This window comes from Variovorax sp. V116 (genome assembly GCF_041154435.1).
Classification (GTDB): Bacteria; Pseudomonadota; Gammaproteobacteria; order Burkholderiales; family Burkholderiaceae_C; genus Variovorax; species Variovorax paradoxus.
On record NZ_AP028661.1, the window covers coordinates 3,386,087 to 3,399,812 of the forward strand.

Sequence of the window (13,726 nt, forward strand, 5' to 3'; positions counted from 1 at the left end):
CAGCCCATGCCGATCCCCTCTGCTACCCGCCGCCATGCGCTTCGCGCACTGTCGGCATTGCTGCTGCCCGGAAGTCTTCGCGCCACTGCGGCCTCGGCCAACGATCCGTCCGAGGCCGCGGCGGACTGCATCATTCCCGCCAAGGCCGGCGGCGGCTTCGACCTCACCTGCGCCCTCGCGCGCGACGCGCTGCAGGCGGTGCGCCCGAGGCGTCCGCCATTGGGCCAGCGCTACCTGCCGGGCGGCATCGGTGCGGTGGCCTTCGACCGCATTGCCACCGGCCGGCTCGGCGGACCGGGCACGCTGGTGGCGTTCTCGAGCGGCTCGCTGCTCAATCTTGCGCAAGGCCGCTTCGGGCCGCACCCGCCTACGGCGGTGCGCTGGATCGCCACGCTCGGCACCGACTACGGCGTGATCGCCGTTCACCGCGACTCCCCCTACAAGCGCCTGCCGGACCTGATCGCCGCCCTGCGGCAGGAGCCCTCGCGCGTGGCCTTCGGCGCGGGCGGCACGGTCGGCAGCCAGGACTGGGTGAAGGCCGCACTGCTGGTGCGCGCCGCGGGCCGCGACCACCGGGCCATGCGCTTCGTGTCCTTCGAAGGCGGTGGCGATGCGCTGGGCGCGCTGCAGGGAAGGCACGTCGATGTGTTCCCGGGCGATGCAGCCGAAGCGCTGCAGGCCATTGCGGGCGGCGCGGCGGTGCGCCTGCTGGCCGTGCTCTCGCAGGCGCGGCTGGGCGGTGCGCTCGCCGGCGTGCCGACCGCGCGCGAGCAAGGCGTGGACATCGTCTGGCCGACCGTGCGCGGCCTGTACCTGAGCGCGAACGTGCCCGATGCCGCCATGCGCGCCTGGACCGCGGCCTTCGCCGAAGCCGCGGCCGCGCCCGGCTATGCGGCGCTGCGCGAACGGCACGGCCTATATCCTTTCGCGCTCACCGGCGCCGCGCTCGACGACTACGTGCAGGCGCGCATCAAGACCTACCAGGCGCTCGCGGACGAACTCGGACTGCGCCGCTGGAAGCCCTGAGCACACGAAGCAGCACCGGCCGATGCCGCATCCCGTCAGCGGCCGGCCCCTGGGCGCGCTCACGCCAATGGGCGGGGCAGTGATCTTCTCCGTAGCGGTTTCGGGACGGATTCCGTCAAGACGCATGGCGCAGGCCTACAGATGCGCACGGTCCCTGCCGTTTACAACGGCTGGACACGAGCACGGAGCCTGGGCCATGAGCCTGCAACACAGGATCGACACCTTCAAGCCGCGCGAGGCCTCGCAGTCCCGCGGCGGCTCCGAACGGTACTGGGCCCCGTGCCTGGCGGTGGCGCTGGTGGCGGTGTCCCTCTTCTACGTGACGTTGAAAGACCTGGTGCACGAGAACGCGGCGCGCACGCCGGCTACGCCACCTGCGGTCATGCCAGCCTATGTCGAGGCCATCCAATCGGCCGGCCGCCTCGGGCTGCCGGATTCGGTGAAACGTTCATCGGTGGAGCCGGCCATGCCGGTGTTCCATCGCGCATCGCCGGCGAATGCGAACTTCGAAGCTCCCGTCGAGCCCGCCAGGGCGGCACCCGCCGTCACCGTGGTGAGCAAGTGCCTCATGCCCAATGGCAATCCGATCTATTCCGACGGCCCCTGCCCCGCGGGAGCCAGCGCGACCACGCTGCGGCTGCCGCGCGACCTGCACGCGTCGGCGAGCCAGTGAGCGCAGTCAGGCGGTGGGGAGCACGAATTCCTCGGCGCTGAAGACCGTATGGAAAACGGTCCCGTCGAACATGTCGAAGAGCGCCTTGGACGCTTCGCGGCTTTCGTAGCGAACGGGTGAATCGAGAGCGCGCGCGATGTCTTCGCGGGTCGCGTAGCGGATGGACAGCACCATCGCGAGCTCGGGATCGCCCACATCGCTTTCCAGCTGGCGCAGCACGCGCACTTCGAGCGCGCCGGGAAAGCGGGTCCACAGCGGCACAAGCGTCTCGTGCACATGGCGGTCGAAAGCCTGCTCCATGCCGGGCTTGACCCGCCCCTTGAAAAACGCGCAGCGGATGAACATGATTTTTCGTTTCCTTGATTGAGTTCGACGGGATGGGAATCGGCGCGTGTTCAGCCGCGGGCATAGCCGTCGAACTGCCGCATCATGGCCGCGGTGTCCTCGGGCCCGAGGCCGGCCGCCACGAAGGTGCGATGCAGCTCCGAGACGATGCCCGCAAGCGGCAACGGCAGCCGTTGGCCTTGCGCAAAACTCTGGACCGCCTCGAGATCCTTGAGCATGTTGTCGATGCGGCCTGTCGGCGTGTAGTCGCGCGCGGCCATCTTGGGCCCGAACTCGCGCAGGATCTGGCTGTCGGCGCGGCCGCCGGCGAGGGCCGCGGGCAGCTTCGAGGCATCGACGCCGCCGGCTTCGGCGATTCGCACCGCCTCGGCCACGGCCTGGAAGCCGATGGCACACAGCAGCTGGTTGACCAGCTTGGTGGTCTGCCCGGCGCCGCTCTCGCCCATGTGGGTGTAGTTGGCGCAGAGGCTGTCCATGACGGCGCGGGCGCGCGTCACGTCCTCCACGCTGCCGCCCGCCATCACCGTCAGTTGCCCGAGCAGCGCCTTGGGCGCGCCGCCCGAGAGCGGCGCATCCACGAAGCCCATGCCCGTGCGTTCGCGCAATGTCTGCGCGAGCCGGCGCGTGGACGGCGGATCGATGGAGGACATGTCGATCACCAGCCGCTGCGCGTCCGCCGGCGCATCGACCACGCCGTTTTCGCCGAACAGTGCGCGCTCGACCACGGCGGCCGCGTTGAGGCTCGTGATCACGAAGTCGCTCGCGGCCGCTGCGTCGGCCGCGGTGGGAGCGGCGTGGGCGCCCTGCGCCTGCAGCGCCTGGACCTTGGCCTTGTCGGGATCGAACACGCTCACTGCGTGCCCGCATTCGAGCAATCGGCGCGCAATCGCCGAGCCCATGATGCCCACGCCGATCACGGCGATGCGCTGGCGGTGGAATGTCATGGTCAGAGGCTGGCGGTGATGCCGCCGTCGACGTAGAGGATGTGGCCGTTGACGAAGCTCGAGGCATCCGAGGCCAGGAAGATGGCCGCGCCGCCCAGCTCCTGCACATCGCCCCATCGTCCGGCCGGCGTGCGGCCCGAGAGCCATGCGGTGAAGGCTTCGTCGTTCACCAGCGCCTCGGTGAGTTCGGTCTTGAAGTAGCCGGGGCCGAGGCCGTTGACCTGGATGCCGTGCTTGCCGAGATCGATCGCCATGCCCTTGGTGAGCATCTTCACCGCGCCCTTGGTGGCGGCGTAGGGCGCGATGTTGGGCCGCCCCAGTTCGCTCTGCACCGAGCACACGTTGATGATCTTGCCGCGCTTGCGCTCGATCATGCGCTGCGCCACGAAGCGGCCGACGAGGAACACGCTGTCGATGTTGGTGGTGGTGATCTTGTGCCAGGCATCGATCGGAAACTCCGCGAAGGGACCGCGATGCTGCATGCCGGCGTTGTTGACGAGGATCTCGATCGGGCCGATCTCCGCTTCGATGCGGGCCACGCCGGCTTCCACGGCAGCGGCGTCGGTGACGTCGAAGGACACGGCCTCGGCTGCCACGCCCTGGGTGCGCAGCGCATCGCGGGCCGCGGCGAGCGAAGCGGCATCGCGCGCATTGAGCACGACGCGAGCGCCGGCCGCACCGAGCGCCGCCGCCAGCGCGAAGCCGATGCCCTTGCTGGAGCCGGTAATGAGGGCGATACGCCCGGACAGGTCGAACAATTTCAAGAAAAGCTCCTTGGGGAGGAAAGCGGATGCGGATGGGTGTGTGACAGTCTCTTCAAGTTACCGGTATCTTTAATTATCGTCAATGGGTGAAACCTGTATTCCATCTCTCCTTCGCGGACTCTAGAGTTACCGATATCATATTTGCGATTCACCGCAGGAGAACCGTTTGACCGCTGCCACCCCATCCCCGCACGTGCTGATGCCCGGCACCTACCCCGAATGGGACATGGCACCCCTGCGGTCGCAGTACACGCTGCACCGCCTGTGGGAGGCACCCGACCGGCAGGCCTTCATCGCCGAACATGCGCCGAACATCCGCGCGGTCGCCACGCGCGGCGAACTGGGCGCGAACGCCGAGCTCATCGCCGCCCTGCCCGCTCTCGAACTGATCGCCTGCTACGGCGTGGGCACCGACGGCATCGACCTTGCGGCCTGCCGCGCCCGCGGCATCCGCGTGACCAACACGCCCGACGTGCTCAACGGCGACGTGGCCGACCTCGCTGTCGGGCTCACGCTGGCATTGCAGCGGCGCATTCCCGCGGGCGATGCCTTCGTGCGCAGCGGCGCCTGGGCCAACGGCGGCATGCCGCTGACCACGCGCGTCTTCGGCCAGCGCATCGGCATCGCCGGTTTCGGCCGCATCGGCAGCACCATCGCGCGGCGGCTTTCGGGCTTCGAGATGGAGCTGGGCTACTTCAGCCGCACGGCGCGCGAGGACAGCCCGCATCGCCACTTCGGCAGCCTCGCGGCCATGGCCGAATGGTGCGACGTGCTCATCGTCATCCTGCCCGGCGGCGAGGCCACGCGGGGCATCGTCAACGCGGAAGTGCTGCAGGCGCTGGGGCCCAATGGCTGGCTTGTGAACGTGTCGCGCGGCACCACGGTCGACGAGGGCGCGCTGCTGCAGGCGCTCGAGCAGCGCAGCATCGCAGGCGCGGCGCTCGACGTGTTCCAGAACGAGCCGCGCATCGACCCGCGCTTTGCGGCGCTCGACAATGTGGTGCTGCATCCGCACCATGGCAGCGGCACCGAGCAGACCCGCCGCGCCATGGGCGAGCTGGTGCGCCGCAACCTGCAGGCGCACTTCGGCGGCCTGCCTCTCATTACCCCCGTGGCCTGAAGGAGAAATTCCATGCGTATGCGTTGTATGTGCCTCGTGATCCATGCCCCCGACGACCTGCGGCTGGAGGAACAGGACGCGGGCGAGATCGGCCCGGGCCAGGTGCTGGTGAAGGTCGGCATGGGCGGCATCTGCGGCTCCGACCTGCACTACTTCCACAACGGCGGCTTCGGCACGGTGCGCATCAAGGAGCCGATGGTGCTGGGCCACGAGGTGGCCGGCACCGTGGTGGCCACGGCGCCCGGCGTCGACAGCGTGCGCATCGGCGACAAGGTCGCCATCAATCCGAGCCGCCCCTGCGGCGCCTGCAAGTTCTGTCTCGAAGGCCTGCCCAACCAGTGCCTGGAGATGCGCTTCTACGGCAGCGCCATGCGCATGCCGCACGTGCAGGGCGCATTCCGCAACATGCTGCTGTGCGAGGCCACGCAATGCGTGAAGGTGGCGGACCACGTGCCGCTGCGCCTCGCGGCGCTGGCCGAGCCGTTCTCGGTCGGGCTGCATGGCGTCTCGCGCGCAGGGCCGCTGCTGGGAAAGCGCGTGCTGGTGTCGGGCTGCGGGCCCATCGGCGTGCTGGCCATTGCGGCGGCGCGCGTGCACGGCGCGGCCGAGATCGTGGCGACCGACGTGGTCGACGAACCGCTCGCGATTGCACGCGCCATCGGCGCCGACCACGCCATCAACGTCGCGCAGGACAAGGCCTGGGTGTCGCGCTATTCGGCCGACAAGGGCACGTTCGACGTGATGCTCGAATGCTCGGGCAACGAACGCGCGCTGCGCGACGGGCTCGAGGTGATGCGCCCGCGCGGCGTGGTGGTGCAGCTGGGCCTGGGCGGCGACGTGAGCATTCCGCAGAACATGGTGGTGGCCAAGGAGCTCAGCATTTGCGGCTCGTTCCGCTTCCATGCGGAATTCGCGCTGGCGGTGCGGCTCATCAACGAAGGGCGGGTCGACCTGTCGCCGGTGGTGTCGCACACCTTTCCGATGCTGCAGGCGCGCGAGGCTTTCGAGCTGGCGAGCGACCGGAAGCAGGCGATGAAGGTGCTGATCGATTTTGCGGACGCCGGGGAAGCCGCAACCGCCTGAGCCTGCGCGGGAGCGGGCTCAGGAACTCTCGCGCTGGGTGATCTGGAACGGGATCAGCACCGTCTCCGGCGGTGGGCGATGGCCGTCGGCGGCACCGTCCATCACGCGCAGCAGCAGTTCGCCGGCCGCCTTGCCCAGGCCCACGCAATCCACCGCCACGGTCGTGATGCGCGGGTGCGAGGCGCGGGCCACCTCGAAGTCGCCGAAGCCCGCGATCGCGATGCGGCCCGGCACCTCCCAGCCGCGGCGCTGGCATTCCATCAAGGCGCCGAACGCCGACAGGTCGGACACGCAGAGCACCGCGTCCACGTCGGGCCACTGGCGGATCAATTGCGCCACCGCTTCGCCGCCCTGCGCCATCGAAATCGGCGGCTGGCCGAAGCTGATCACGCGGCCGTCGGGCAGGCCGAGTTCGCGGATCGCCTGCGCGTAGCCGCGCTGCCGGTCGGCCCCGCGCGTGTCGCGGTTCGAGGTGCCGCCGATGAAGGCGATGCGCCGGTAGCCCTGGCCGTGCAGGTGCCGCACCATCGCGCCGGCCGCCTCCGCATTGGAGAAGCCGACCGTGTGCTCGATGGGCGTGGCGGGCAGGTCCCAGGTCTCGACCACCGGCACGCCCGCCGCTTGCAGCATGGCGCGCGCGGCGGGGGTGTGCGAGCCGCCGGTGAGGATCACGCCTTCGGGCCGGCGCGCGAGCATGGCGCGCAGCAGGCGCTCCTCGTTCTCCACGCGGTAGTCGGTATAGCCCAGCAGCACCTGCAGGCCGCGCGCTTCGACGGCCGCGGTGATGCCCTGCGCGGTTTCGGAAAAATTGGAGTTGTTGAGCGACGGGATCAGCACCGCGATGAAGCCCGAGCGCTTGCTGGAGAAAGTGCGCGCGGTCTGGTCGATCACATAGCCCATCTCCTCGCAGGCCTGCAGGATGCGCTGGCGCAGCGCCTCGGAGGTCGCGCGGTCGCTGCCCGCGCTGCGGTTCAGCGCGCGCGACACCGTCATCTTCGAGACGCCGACGCGCGCGGCCACGTCGGCCATTGTTGCCGGGCGGGACGGGGGGGCGGGGGCTTTGGTCGGGGGCAAGTGCTCTCTCTGGAATGGGCTTGAGGATATGCGAGGGATTCGATGGATACCGATAACGAAAATTTCGCATCCGGATCGGATCTTCCGATGTCCGGCATGGTGGAAATTCTAGAGTGACGCCAGACCGCACTCCTGTTCGGGAAAAGCCTAGGTTACCGGTATCACACTCGATGCCAGACTTCGGCCATGACCATCGAAGTCTTCGACGCCCGTTTCGCATCCGTGGTCCATGGCGCCCCGCCGCTCGAACGCCTGTGCACCGGGGCGGCATGGAGCGAAGGCCCGGTGTGGATGCACGAAGACGGCGCGGTGCTCTGGAGCGACATTCCCAACAACCGCATGCTGCGCTGGCACGCCGACACCGGCATGAGCGTGTGGCGCGAAGGCGTGGAGTTCACCAACGGCCACACGCGCGAGGCCGATGGCGCCCTGCTCCATTGCTCGCACGGCCGGCGTGCCATCGTGCGCACCCGCTTCGGCCCGGGCTTCGTGCCGCTGGCCGACGAGGTCGTGGTCGACCGCTACCAGGGCCGGCGCCTCAACTCTCCGAACGACGTGGTCGTGAAGCGCGACGGCAGCATCTGGTTCACCGATCCGCCCTACGGCATCGTCTCGGACCATGAAGGCCACAAGGCCGAGAGCGAACTGGGCCGCAACCATGTCTTTCGCTTCGACCCCGCCACCGGTGCGCTGCGTGCGGTGAGCGACTTCATCGAAGAGCCGAACGGCCTGGCCTTCTCGCCCGACGAAAGCATCCTTTATGTGAGCGACACCTCGGCCGCGTTGCGCACCGACGGCTCGGGCCACCACCACATCGTCGCCTTCGACGTGATCGGCGGACAGGACCTCGCCAACCCGCGCGTGTTCGCCATGGTGAACCCGGGGCTTTCCGATGGCTTTCGCATCGACGTGAACGGGTTCCTCTACACGAGCAGCGCCGACAGCGTGCAGGTCTACCACCCCGACGGCACGCGCATGGCGCGCATCGCCGTGCCGGAAAAGGTGGGCAACCTCACCTTCGGCGGCAGCGGCGGCAGCGACGGCAACGCGCTCTACGTGTGCGCCTCCACTTCGCTCTATCGCATCCGCCTCCACACGCGCGGAGCGACCTGCCCATGAGCGCGCCCCTCCTGCAATTCCAGTCCCTCTGCAAACGCTTCGGCGGCACGCAGGCCGTGGACCACGTGACGCTCGATGTGCGCGCCGGCGAAATCCTCGCGCTGCTCGGCGAGAACGGCGCGGGCAAATCCACGCTCATCAAGCTGCTCGCGGGCATCTATCCCGCGGACCAGGGCGAGATTCTTTTCGACGGCCAGCCGCAAGCCGCCTGGCGGCGCACCGACCGACGCGAGCAACCCGTCGCCTTCATTCACCAGGACCTGGGCCTTGTCGAATGGATGACCGTGGCCGAGAACGTGTGCCTCGGCACCGGCTACCCGCGCCGCTTCGGCCTCATCGACTGGTCCGCCGCGAACGACACCGCACGCCGCGTGATGGCGCGCGTGGGCTGCGACATCGATCCCGGCCGCCGCGTGTTCTCGCTCACGCGGGCCGAGAAATCGTTGCTCGCCATCGGCCGTGCGCTCGAAGTCAAGGCGCGCCTGCTGGTGCTCGACGAGCCCTCGGCCAGCCTTCCGATGAGCGACGTGGAGCGCATGTTCGGCGTGCTGCGCGAACTGCGCCGGCAGGGCATGGCGATGCTCTACGTGTCGCACCGGCTCGACGAAGTGATGGCCATCTCCGACCGCGCAGCCGTGATGCGCGACGGCAAGCTGGTGGCGGTGAAGACCACGGCGCACACCAACGAAGGCGAGCTGGTCGGGCTGATCGTCGGCAAGGCGCTCTCGGCCTCGGTGCCCAAGGCGAGCGTTCCGGCAGCAAGCGTGCCGGTGCTGCAGCTGGACGGCGCGGCCAGCGGCAATGCCGGCCCGCTGAGCCTCTCTGTGCACCGCGGCGAAGTGCTGGGCCTCGTCGGCCTGCGCGGCGCGGGGCACGAGGCCATCAGCCGCGCGATCTTCGGGCGCGAGCCCTTGTCGGCCGGCCGCATGCGGCTGCTCGGCAAGGAATGCGATTTCACCTGCCCCGCCGATGCCATTCGCGCGGGCGTGGCCTATGTCGCCGGCGAACGCCTTGAAGAAAACCTCGCCGGCTCGATGACGGTGCTGGAGAACCTGTTCCCCAACGCCGCGCTGCATGGCGATCGCGGCCTGGCCTTCGATCGTCCGCGCCGCGAGAACGACAGCGCGCTCGCATTGATCCGCCGGTTCGACATCAACCCGCCCGCGCCGTCGGCCGAGGTGCAGCAGCTTTCGGGCGGCAACCAGCAGAAGGTGGTGCTGGCGCGCTGGTTCCACCTGGGCAAGCCGCTCGTGGTGCTCGAAGAGCCCACGGCCGGCGTCGATGTCGGCGCCAAGCGGCAGATCTACGGCGTGCTGCGCGAGCGCGCGGAGGCCGGCACCGCGCTGGTGGTGGTCTCCACCGACTTCGAGGAAATCGCGACCGTGTGCACCCGCGTGCTCGTCTTCCGCGACGGGCTGATCGCCGCCGAATTGACGGGCGATGCGATCACGGTGGAAAAACTTTTGGCATTGGCAGCAGGCGCCGCCGTGGCGCACGAGGAAATTTCCGCATGAGCAGTTCGATCAAATCCACCGCCCTGGAGCCCGACAAGTCGCTCGACGGCGAGGCCGTTTCCTTCGCGCAGCGCATCGGCCGCGCAATGCCGGTCTATGGCCTCGTGGCGCTGATGGCGGGCCTCGCCCTGCTGTTCTCGCTGCTGCTGCCCGACACCTTTCCAACGCTGTTCAACCTGCGCGCGATCCTGGCCGACAAGTCGGTGATCGCGCTGCTGGCGCTCGCCGCGACCATCCCGATGATCACCGGCAAGATCGACCTCACGGTGGGCTACGGCATCGTGCTGTGGCACATCCTCGCGATCAGCCTGCAGACGCAGTTCGGCTTGCCGTGGCCGGCCGCGGTGCTCATCGTGTTGCTGTGCGCGGCCTTGTTCGGCGTGCTCAACGGCCTCCTGGTCGAGCTTGCGCAGATCGACTCCTTCATTGCCACGCTGGGCACCGGCACCGTGATCTATGCGGTCGCGATGTGGCACAGCGGCGGACGCCAGGTGGTGGGCGACCTGCCCGATGGCTTCGTCGGCATCGCGGGCGGCAGCCTGCTGGGCCTGCCCGTCGGCGCCTTCTACGTGCTCGCGGTGAGCGTCACGCTCTGGGTCGTTACCGAGTTCACGCCGCTGGGCCGCGCGCTGTACGTGATCGGCGCCAACCCGAAGGCGGCGCAGCTCAACGGCATCGCGGTGCGCAAGCATGTGATGGGTGCCTTCGTCGCATCGGGCCTGCTCTCGGGCTTTGCGGGCGTGCTGCTCGCCTCGCGCCTGCAGATCGGCCAGGCCAGCGTGGGGCTGGAGTTTTTGCTGCCTGCGCTGGTCGGCGCCTTCCTCGGCTCCACCACCATCCGGCCGGGCCGCGTGAACGTGTGGGGCACGCTGGTGGGCGTGGCGATCCTGGCCATCGGCATCTCGGGCATCCAGCAGTTCGGCGGTGCCTTCTATGTCGAGCCGCTCTTCAACGGGCTCACGCTGCTGGTGTCCATCGGCATCGCGGGCTGGGCGCAGCAGCGGCGCAACCGCTCGATCAAGCGGCGCATCGCCGAGCGCCAGCTCGACCATGCGCAACAACCGGTTCCCTCAACGCCGTCGAAGTGACGGTTCACCGCAACGACTGGAGACAAGCATGAAGAAGAAGAGTGTGGTTCCCGCGCGCACCGTCGCCGCCGCCGTGCTGGCGCTGTGCGCCGCCGCGCTGGCGCCCAAGGCGATGGCCGACGACTTCCTGGATGCCGCGAAGAAGAAGGTCGAGATCGCCACCATGACCAAGGAGAAGTGGGACGGCCCCACCACCGGCCCCAAGGCCGCCGCGGGCAAGACCATCGTCTTCGTCGCGGGCGACATGAAGAACGGCGGCATCGTGGGCGTGAGCAAGGGCGTGGAGGAAGCGGCGCGCGCCATCGGCTGGACGGTGCGCGTCATCGACGGCCAGGGCACGGTCAGCGGGCGCACCGCGGCACTCAACCAGGCGCTGGCCGTGAAGCCCGCGGGCATCGTGGTCGGCGGCTTCGACACCACCGAGCAGAAGGCGGCGTTCTCGGGCGCGGCCAAGTCGGGCATTCCTCTGGTCGGCTGGCATTCGGGCGAGCAGCCGGGCCCGAACGACAAGGCGGGCCTCTTCGCCAACGTGACCACCGTGACAGACGACGTGGCCGACGTCGCCGCCTCGTGGGTGGTGGCCGATTCGGGCGGCAAGGCGGGCGTGGTGATCTTCACCGACTCGCAGTACGCGATTGCGCTCTACAAGGCGCGCGCGATGGAGGCCGTCATCAAGAAGTGCGGCGGCTGCACCGTGCTGAGCTTCGAGGACAGCCCGATCTCCGAAAGCTCGACCCGCATGCCGCAGCTCACCACCTCGCTGCTGCAGCGCTTTGGCGACAAGTGGACGCACTCGCTGGCCATCAACGACCTGTACTTCGACTTCATGGGCCCCTCGCTCACCGCGGCGGGCAAGAAGGGCGACGGATCGCCCAAGGCGGTGTCGGCCGGCGACGGCTCCGAGGCCGCCTACCAGCGCATCCGCACGCAGCGCTACCAGGCCGGCACGGTGCCCGAGCCGCTCAACATGCAGGGCTGGCAGATCGTCGACGAGCTCAACCGCGCCTTCGCCAAGGAGAAGTGGTCGGGCTACGTGCCCAAGGTGCACCTGGTGACGGCGGGCAACGTGGGCAAGGACGGCGGGCCGAAGAATGTGTTCGATCCGGACAACGGCTATCGGACGCAGTACAAGGCTCTGTGGGGCAAGTAGGCCGTGCCGCCGCTCGACTGGCTCATGGCACCGTTGAGTGGTGCGACAACCCACGAGATCGCATCCTGGGCCGCCTGGCACGCACGTCTCATGGTGCTGGGATGGGGCCTGTTGCTGCCTCTGGGGGCACTGGTGGCCCGCTTCTGCAAGGTCATGCCGTCGCAGGGATGGCCGCACCGGCTCGACAACCCCTTCTGGTGGCGTGCGCACCGCGTGCTGCAGTGGAGCGGCGTGTTGGCGATGACGGTAGGCGCGCTGCTCGCGTGGCGCGGTGCCCAGGGGGCTGGAGGTAGCGGGCTCGTGCGCCTCCATGCAGTGGCGGGTTGGGCGCTGTGCCTGGCCGGGTGGGCGCAGGTGGCCGGTGGTTTTCTGCGCGGCAGCAAGGGCGGCCCGACCGATCACCGGCTTCGCGGCGACCACTACGACATGACGCCGTGGCGGCTGGCCTTCGAGCGCATCCACAAAACAGTCGGCTGGCTCGCGGTGGCCGTGGCCGTCGGCGTCATCGCGCTCGGGCTGGTGGTGGCCGATGCGCCGCGCTGGATGCTCCTGGTACTGGGCTTCTGGTGGATAGCCCTGGGGGTTGCATTCTCGGCACTGCAACGGCGGGGGCGCTGCATCGACACCTACCAGGCGATCTGGGGCCCCGACCCCATGCACCCTGGCAATCGAATACCACCGGTCGGCTGGGGCGTGCGTCGGCCCTTTCATTGAATCGAAATAAAAAAGGGAGTGTGTTCATGGCAGGTCTGGAATTGAGCAACGTCGCCAAGCGGTTCGGCGATGTCACGGTCGTGCAGCAGCTCGACCTTGCGGTGCATGAAGGCGAGTTCGTCGTGCTGCTGGGCGAGTCGGGCTGCGGCAAGAGCACCACGCTGCGCATGGTGGCGGGCCTGGAGAGCGTGAGCGAAGGGCAGATTCGTATCGGTGGGCGAGACGTGACCGCACTGCCTCCGATGTCGCGCGACATCGCGATGGTGTTCCAGAACTATGCGCTGTACCCGCACATGGACGTGGCGCAGAACATGAGCTTTGCGCTCAGCCTCGCAGGCCGGCCCGCAGCGGAGATCCGCGCCAAGGTGGCGGTCGCGGCCAAGGTGTTGAACATCGAACACCTGCTCAACCGCCGGCCGAAGGAGCTGTCGGGTGGGCAGCGCCAGCGCGTGGCCATCGGCCGCGCCATCGTGCGCGAGCCCAAGGTGTTCCTGTTCGACGAGCCGTTGTCGAACCTCGATGCCAAGCTGCGCGGCCACATGCGCGCCGAGTTGGCACTGCTGCACGAGCGCCTGGCCAAGACCACCGTGTATGTCACGCACGACCAGGTGGAGGCGATGACGCTGGCCGACCGGATCGTCATCTTCGACAAGGGGCGCATCCAGCAGGTCGGCACGCCGGCGGAGGTTTTCAACCGGCCGGCGACGCTGTTCGTCGCGGCATTCATCGGCATGCCGGGCATGAACCTGCTGCCGGTGCGCTTCGCCGACCGGCCAGCGGGCCACGGCACGTTGTGCGGCGAAGGCTTCGAGCTGCCCGCGCCCGCCTGGCTGCGTGAAAGAGTGAGCTCGGCGGACCAGGCGCTCACGCTCGGCATCCGACCGCAGGCCCTGCACGTGGCCAACGGCGCACCGCTGAACGTCAAGGTCGACATCGTCGAGTACCTCGGCACCGAGAGCCAGGTCGTCGGTCACCTGGCATCGCCGGGTGGCGCGCGCATTACAGCCACGGTGCAGGGCGATGCGCATGGACTGCTGCACGGCCCCCGCTGGGGCTGAACGCCCACGTTGAAGACATGCACCTGTTCGACACGGCCAGCGGCCAATCGCTGC

14 protein-coding genes are annotated in these 13,726 nt (G+C 68.8%); 10 read left to right on the top strand and 4 right to left on the bottom strand.

What is annotated here, in order from left to right:
• Positions 1-6 precede the first annotated feature (6 nt).
• Together ACAM58_RS16130 and ACAM58_RS16135 are read left to right on the top strand one after the other, a co-directional pair.
• Positions 7-1,026 (top strand): tripartite tricarboxylate transporter substrate-binding protein, encoded by a 1,020-nt coding sequence (locus tag ACAM58_RS16130; protein ID WP_012748432.1) that lies wholly within the window; start codon positions 7-9, stop codon positions 1,024-1,026.
• Between the two features lie 196 nt (positions 1,027-1,222).
• Positions 1,223-1,699 (top strand): hypothetical protein, encoded by a 477-nt coding sequence (locus ACAM58_RS16135; RefSeq protein ID WP_012748433.1) that lies wholly within the window; start codon positions 1,223-1,225, stop codon positions 1,697-1,699.
• A 6-nt stretch (positions 1,700-1,705) separates the two neighbouring features.
• Here the strand turns inward: ACAM58_RS16135 and ACAM58_RS16140 are convergent, their stop codons facing one another.
• Genes ACAM58_RS16140 through ACAM58_RS16150 form a run of 3 tightly spaced genes read right to left on the bottom strand, consistent with a single transcriptional unit; the run spans position 1,706 to position 3,752 of the window.
• Complete coding sequence (locus ACAM58_RS16140; RefSeq protein ID WP_012748434.1) at positions 1,706-2,044, bottom strand: hypothetical protein; 339 nt, start codon at positions 2,042-2,044, stop codon at positions 1,706-1,708.
• A gap of 50 nt (positions 2,045-2,094) precedes the next feature.
• A complete protein-coding gene (locus ACAM58_RS16145; RefSeq protein ID WP_012748435.1) occupies positions 2,095-2,988 on the bottom strand; it encodes an NAD(P)-dependent oxidoreductase in 894 nt (297 codons plus the stop codon).
• 2 nt (positions 2,989-2,990) lie between these two features.
• Entirely contained in the window at positions 2,991-3,752 is a 762-nt protein-coding gene (locus tag ACAM58_RS16150; protein ID WP_012748436.1) for a glucose 1-dehydrogenase, read from the bottom strand.
• Positions 3,753-3,918: 166 nt separating this feature from the next.
• Between ACAM58_RS16150 and ACAM58_RS16155 the strand changes: the two genes are divergently transcribed.
• Both ACAM58_RS16155 and ACAM58_RS16160 read left to right on the top strand, forming a co-directional pair.
• Complete coding sequence (locus tag ACAM58_RS16155; RefSeq protein WP_012748437.1) at positions 3,919-4,872, top strand: 2-hydroxyacid dehydrogenase; 954 nt, start codon at positions 3,919-3,921, stop codon at positions 4,870-4,872.
• Between the two features lie 12 nt (positions 4,873-4,884).
• The gene (locus ACAM58_RS16160; protein ID WP_012748438.1) at positions 4,885-5,955 is read left to right on the top strand and encodes an L-idonate 5-dehydrogenase; all 1,071 of its coding nucleotides are present in this window, start codon (positions 4,885-4,887) and stop codon (positions 5,953-5,955) included.
• An 18-nt stretch (positions 5,956-5,973) separates the two neighbouring features.
• On the opposite strand, the gene ACAM58_RS16165 is transcribed toward ACAM58_RS16160, so the two are convergent.
• On the bottom strand, positions 5,974-6,984 hold the full coding sequence (locus tag ACAM58_RS16165) for a LacI family DNA-binding transcriptional regulator (protein ID WP_012748439.1): 1,011 nt from the start codon (positions 6,982-6,984) through the stop codon (positions 5,974-5,976).
• 231 nt (positions 6,985-7,215) lie between these two features.
• Here ACAM58_RS16165 and ACAM58_RS16170 point away from each other — a divergent pair, with 231 nt between their 5' ends.
• From ACAM58_RS16170 to ACAM58_RS16195, 6 genes are read left to right on the top strand one after another with little or no spacing between them, the layout of a single operon-like run.
• Complete coding sequence (locus ACAM58_RS16170) at positions 7,216-8,148, top strand: SMP-30/gluconolactonase/LRE family protein (protein WP_012748440.1); 933 nt, start codon at positions 7,216-7,218, stop codon at positions 8,146-8,148.
• Positions 8,145-9,662: a sugar ABC transporter ATP-binding protein gene (locus ACAM58_RS16175; protein WP_012748441.1), complete on the top strand. Its 1,518-nt coding sequence runs from the start codon at positions 8,145-8,147 to the stop codon at positions 9,660-9,662. The genes ACAM58_RS16170 and ACAM58_RS16175 overlap by 4 nt, the downstream gene beginning before the upstream one ends.
• Entirely contained in the window at positions 9,659-10,750 is a 1,092-nt protein-coding gene (locus tag ACAM58_RS16180) for an ABC transporter permease (protein ID WP_012748442.1), read from the top strand. Before ACAM58_RS16175 ends, ACAM58_RS16180 begins: the two co-directional genes overlap by 4 nt.
• 28 nt (positions 10,751-10,778) lie before the next feature.
• A complete protein-coding gene (locus ACAM58_RS16185; RefSeq protein ID WP_012748443.1) occupies positions 10,779-11,900 on the top strand; it encodes a substrate-binding domain-containing protein in 1,122 nt (373 codons plus the stop codon).
• Positions 11,901-11,924: 24 nt separating this feature from the next.
• Positions 11,925-12,614 (top strand): cytochrome b561, encoded by a 690-nt coding sequence (locus ACAM58_RS16190; protein ID WP_041945705.1) that lies wholly within the window; start codon positions 11,925-11,927, stop codon positions 12,612-12,614.
• A gap of 26 nt (positions 12,615-12,640) precedes the next feature.
• Positions 12,641-13,672 carry a sn-glycerol-3-phosphate ABC transporter ATP-binding protein UgpC gene (locus ACAM58_RS16195; RefSeq protein WP_012748445.1) on the top strand — a complete coding sequence of 344 codons (1,032 nt, stop codon included), beginning with the start codon at positions 12,641-12,643 and terminating at the stop codon, positions 13,670-13,672.
• Positions 13,673-13,726 lie beyond the last annotated feature (54 nt).